The organism is Nocardioides jensenii JCM 1364 = NBRC 14755, assembly GCF_001552535.1.
GTDB classification, from domain to species: domain Bacteria; phylum Actinomycetota; class Actinomycetes; order Propionibacteriales; family Nocardioidaceae; genus Nocardioides; species Nocardioides jensenii.
Map to the genome: position 1 here is coordinate 1 of NZ_BCRJ01000161.1, position 5,670 is coordinate 5,670.

Here is a 5,670-nt window from a genome sequence, read left to right on the forward strand (position 1 = left end):
CCTTGGCTTCCGCGGCTCTTCTGGCCACCACGGGTGTCACTGCTGCGCGATGAGCCACCGGTGGTGGGTCGGCGGGAGCTGTTGCGGCGCGGGGCATTCTCAGCCATGACGGGATCCTTTCGGCGGTGACCAACCCACGGGGTGGACCCAAGGTTAGGTGGACAAATGCGTAGAGGCCACCTCGCGAACGAGGTGGCCTCTACTAAGTAATGTCCGGCGACGTCCTACTCTCCCACAACCTCCCGGTTGCAGTACCATCGGCGCTGAAGGGCTTAACTTCCGGGTTCGGAATGGAGCCGGGTGTTTCCCCTTCGCTATGGCCGCCGAAACTCTATGGAGTTAGATCAAACCAACTTCATATAAGTCTCGTGACTTATCAAGCTGGTTCCCGACCGTAACTCGGGAACCACACAGTGGACGCGCAACATCTTTGAGGGACAAGCCCTCGGTCTATTAGTACCGGTCGGCTAGGCATTACTGCTGTACACCTCCGGCCTATCAACCCAGTAGTCTACTGGGGACCTTACCCGGTTAACCCGGTGGGAAACCTCATCTTGAAACGTGCTTCCCGCTTAGATGCATTCAGCGGTTATCACTTCCGAACGTAGCTAACCAGCCGTGCTCCTGGCGGAACAACTGGCACACCAGAGGTTCGTCCATCCCGGTCCTCTCGTACTAGGGACAGCCTTTCTCAAGTTTCCTGCGCGCGCGGCGGATAGGGACCGAACTGTCTCACGACGTTCTAAACCCAGCTCGCGTGCCGCTTTAATGGGCGAACAGCCCAACCCTTGGGACCTACTCCAGCCCCAGGATGCGACGAGCCGACATCGAGGTGCCAAACCATCCCGTCGATATGGACTCTTGGGGAAGATCAGCCTGTTATCCCCGGGGTACCTTTTATCCGTTGAGCGACGCCGCTTCCACATGCCAGCGCCGGATCACTAGTTCCGACTTTCGTCCCTGCTCGAGTTGTCACTCTCACAGTCAAGCTCCCTTGTGCACTTACACTCGAAACCTGATTGCCAACCAGGCTGAGGGAACCTTTGAGCGCCTCCGTTACATTTTAGGAGGCAACCGCCCCAGTTAAACTACCCATCAGGCACTGTCCCTGATCCAGATAATGGACCTAGGTTAGATATCTAGTACGACCAGAGTGGTATTTCAACGTTGACTCCACCCAAACTGGCGTCTGAGTTTCATAGTCTCCCACCTATCCTACACAAGCCGAACCAAACACCAATACCAAACTATAGTAAAGGTCCCGGGGTCTTTCCGTCCTGCCGCGCGTAACGAGCATCTTTACTCGTACTGCAATTTCGCCGAGTCCACGGTTGAGACAGCGCCCAAGTCGTTACTCCATTCGTGCAGGTCGGAACTTACCCGACAAGGAATTTCGCTACCTTAGGATGGTTATAGTTACCACCGCCGTTTACTGGGGCTTAAGTTCTCCGCTTCGATCCGAAGATCTAACAGGTCCCCTTAACCTTCCAGCACCGGGCAGGAGTCAGTCCGTATACATCGTCTTACGACTTCGCACGGACCTGTGTTTTTAGTAAACAGTCGCTTGGGCCTGGTCTCTGCGGCCATCAACGCTTCTGGGAGCAAGTCCCATAACGAATCCGGCCCCCCTTCTCCCGAAGTTACGGGGGTATTTTGCCGAGTTCCTTAACCGTGGTTCACTCGATCGCCTTGGTATTCTCTACCTGATCACCTGAGTCGGTTTGGGGTACGGGCGGCGCATAGCTCGCTAGAGGTTTTTCTCGACAGCATAGGATCATCCACTTCGTCCATACGGACTCCCCATCAGGTCTCAGGCACATGAACGGCGGATTTGCCTACCGTTCGCCCTACACCCTTAGCCGTGGGCAACCATCGCCACGGTTGGACTACCTTCCTGCGTCACCCCATCGCTTGACTACTACTAGTTCGGGTCGTGCGCTCTGCCACCATCGTCCCGAAGGATCCCGGTGGTTTCGGGCACTTAGCATCACTAGGTTCGTCATGGGCGCTATTTTGCCGGTACGGGAATATCAACCCGTTGTCCATCGACTACGCCTGTCGGCCTCGCCTTAGGTCCCGACTTACCCAGGGCAGATTAGCTTGACCCTGGAACCCTTGATCATTCGGCGGACTGGTTTCTCGCCAGTCATTCGCTACTCATGCCTGCATTCTCACTCGTGTGGCCTCCACGGCTGGATCACTCCGCCGCTTCACTGCCCACACGACGCTCCCCTACCCATCCATGCAACTGGACCACAAAGGCCTGTCTTACGCATGAATGCCATAGCTTCGGTGGATAACTTGAGCCCCGCTACATTGTCGGCGCGGAATCACTTGACCAGTGAGCTATTACGCACTCTTTCAAGGGTGGCTGCTTCCAAGCCAACCTCCTGGTTGTCTGTGCGACTCCACATCCTTTTCCACTTAGTTATCGCTTAGGGACCTTAGCTGATGGTCTGGGCTGTTTCCCTCTCGACTACGGAGCTTATCCCCCGCAGTCTCACTGCCGCGCTCTCACTTACTGGCATTCGGAGTTTGGTTAACGTCAGTAACCTTGTAGGGCCCATCGGCTATCCAGTGCTCTACCTCCAGCAAGAAACACGCGACGCTGCACCTAAATGCATTTCGGGGAGAACCAGCTATCACGAAGTTTGATTGGCCTTTCACCCCTATCCACAGGTCATCCCCTCAGTTTTCAACCTAAGTGGGTTCGGTCCTCCACGCGGTCTTACCCGCGCTTCAACCTGCCCATGGATAGATCACTTCGCTTCGGGTCTTGATCGTGCTACTCAAACGCCCTATTCGGACTCGCTTTCGCTACGGCTTCCCCACACGGGTTAACCTCGCAACACAACGCAAACTCGCAGGCTCATTCTTCAAAAGGCACGCTGTCACAGGGACGAATCCCCGCTCCAACGGTTTGTAGGCACATGGTTTCAGGTACTATTTCACTCCCCGCCAGGGGTACTTTTCACCTTTCCCTCACGGTACTTGTCCGCTATCGGTCACCAAGGAGTATTTAGGCTTAACGGGTGGTCCCGCCAGATTCACACGGAATTTCAGGGGTTCCGTGTTACTTGGGGTGACGTCTCAGAGCCATCGTCTTACGTGTACGGGGGTATCACCCTCTACGCCAGGACTTTCCAGTCCATTTCGACTTCAACGATGGTTTCTAACTCTGTGTCGGATCGGCAGATCCGACGTGACGGCCCCACAACCCTCGAACAGCAACGCCTGCCGGCTATCACACTGCACGAGTTTGGCCTCTTCCGATTTCGCTCGCCACTACTCTCGGAATCACTTTTGTTTTCTCTTCCTACCGGTACTGAGATGTTTCACTTCCCGGTGTTCCCTCCAACTGTCCTATGTGTTCAGACAGAGGTAACTGGACATGACTCCAGCTGGGTTTCCCCATTCGGAAATCCCCGGATCACAGCTTGGTTACCAACTTCCCGGGGCTTATCGCAGGTTCCTACGTCCTTCATCGGCTCTTGGTGCCAAGGCATCCACCATGTGCCCTTAGTAGCTTGTCTTGCTACAAAGATGCTCGCGTCCACTGTGTAGTTCTCAAGATACGGGCGGCACCATCACCAAGATCCCTGCCTACCTGATCAAACAACCAGGCGGTTCAGCGGGGTGACGGCCCACGAGAAAACGAGTCAAGACTCGATCCCTCAGGACCCAACAGTGTGTCAGGCTCGAACTCTTCATCACACTCGAGGTTCCACGCCCCCAAAGGAGCAGTACTGACGAGCACTCAAAAGAGCACCACCAAATAATCGACGTTCCACTAGTGAGCGTTGCCTGCCGTGACACATTCGGCCACGAAACAGACGACTTGGACAGACCAGAAAACCAGCCTGCCAAACAGCTCCTTAGAAAGGAGGTGATCCAGCCGCACCTTCCGGTACGGCTACCTTGTTACGACTTCGTCCCAATCGCCAGCCCCACCTTCGACGGCTCCCTCCACAAGGGTTGGGCCACCGGCTTCGGGTGTTGCCGACTTTCGTGACGTGACGGGCGGTGTGTACAAGGCCCGGGAACGTATTCACCGCAGCGTTGCTGATCTGCGATTACTAGCGACTCCGACTTCATGGGGTCGAGTTGCAGACCCCAATCCGAACTGAGACCGGCTTTTTGGGATTCGCTCCACCTTGCGGTATCGCAGCCCTTTGTACCGGCCATTGTAGCATGCGTGAAGCCCTGGACATAAGGGGCATGATGACTTGACGTCATCCCCACCTTCCTCCGAGTTGACCCCGGCAGTCTCTTATGAGTCCCCACCATTACGTGCTGGCAACATAAGACGAGGGTTGCGCTCGTTGCGGGACTTAACCCAACATCTCACGACACGAGCTGACGACAGCCATGCACCACCTGTATACCGACTAAAAGGGGCTCTATCTCTAGAGCTTTCCGGCATATGTCAAACCCAGGTAAGGTTCTTCGCGTTGCATCGAATTAATCCGCATGCTCCGCCGCTTGTGCGGGCCCCCGTCAATTCCTTTGAGTTTTAGCCTTGCGGCCGTACTCCCCAGGCGGGGCGCTTAATGCGTTAGCTGCGGCACGGAACTCGTGGAATGAGTCCCACACCTAGCGCCCAACGTTTACGGTGTGGACTACCAGGGTATCTAATCCTGTTCGCTCCCCACACTTTCGCTCCTCAGCGTCAGGTAATGCCCAGAGAACCGCCTTCGCCACCGGTGTTCCTCCTGATATCTGCGCATTTCACCGCTACACCAGGAATTCCGTTCTCCCCTGCATACCTCTAGTCTGCCCGTATCGGAAGCAGGCCAGGTGTTAAGCACCTGGTTTTCACTCCCGACGTGACAAACCGCCTACGAGCCCTTTACGCCCAATAATTCCGGACAACGCTCGCACCCTACGTATTACCGCGGCTGCTGGCACGTAGTTGGCCGGTGCTTCTTCTGCGGGTACCGTCACTTTCGCTTCGTCCCCGCTGAAAGAGGTTTACAACCCGAAGGCCGTCATCCCTCACGCGGCGTTGCTGGATCAGGCTTTCGCCCATTGTCCAATATTCCCCACTGCTGCCTCCCGTAGGAGTCTGGGCCGTGTCTCAGTCCCAGTGTGGCCGGTCACCCTCTCAGGCCGGCTACCCGTCGAAGCCTTGGTGAGCCATTACCTCACCAACAAGCTGATAGGCCGCGAGCTCATCCTTCACCGCCAGAACTTTCCACCACCATCCGATGCCGGAGGTGGTCGTATTCGGTATTAGCCACCGTTTCCGGTAGTTATCCCAAAGTGAAGGGCAGATTGCTCACGTGTTACTCACCCGTTCGCCGCTCGTGTACTCCCGAAGGAGCCTTACCGCTCGACTTGCATGTGTTAAGCACGCCGCCAGCGTTCGTCCTGAGCCAGGATCAAACTCTCCGTTGAAATCAAACAGGGCAACCACCAAAGGCAGCCACCCAAATCTCTCAGATGTTATCTCCCGGCAAGAGACGAGACGCCGACAAAAATTGTCGGAATCATCGTTGTCTTACCAAAGGAACCGCCGATCCATCACTGACCAAAGCCAGATCAAAACCAGACGGGTTATCAAACTAATTCGTCGACTTTTGACACACTGTTGAGTTCTCAAGGATCAAGCGCGCACCGCACCCAGCCTCACGACCAAGCCCCGGGGCAACCTGACAAAACTTACCGGAG

At 55.7% G+C, this 5,670-nt stretch carries 3 rRNA genes; all 3 read right to left on the bottom strand.

The window, feature by feature from the left end:
• Positions 1-211: 211 nt before the first annotated feature.
• Positions 212-328 (bottom strand): 5S ribosomal RNA (rrf, locus tag NJ4_RS24655).
• 105 nt (positions 329-433) lie between these two features.
• A 23S ribosomal RNA gene (locus NJ4_RS24660) occupies positions 434-3,533 on the bottom strand.
• 346 nt (positions 3,534-3,879) lie between these two features.
• Positions 3,880-5,397 (bottom strand): 16S ribosomal RNA (locus NJ4_RS24665).
• Together the 16S, 23S and 5S rRNA genes form the textbook arrangement of a ribosomal RNA operon.
• Positions 5,398-5,670: the final 273 nt, after the last annotated feature.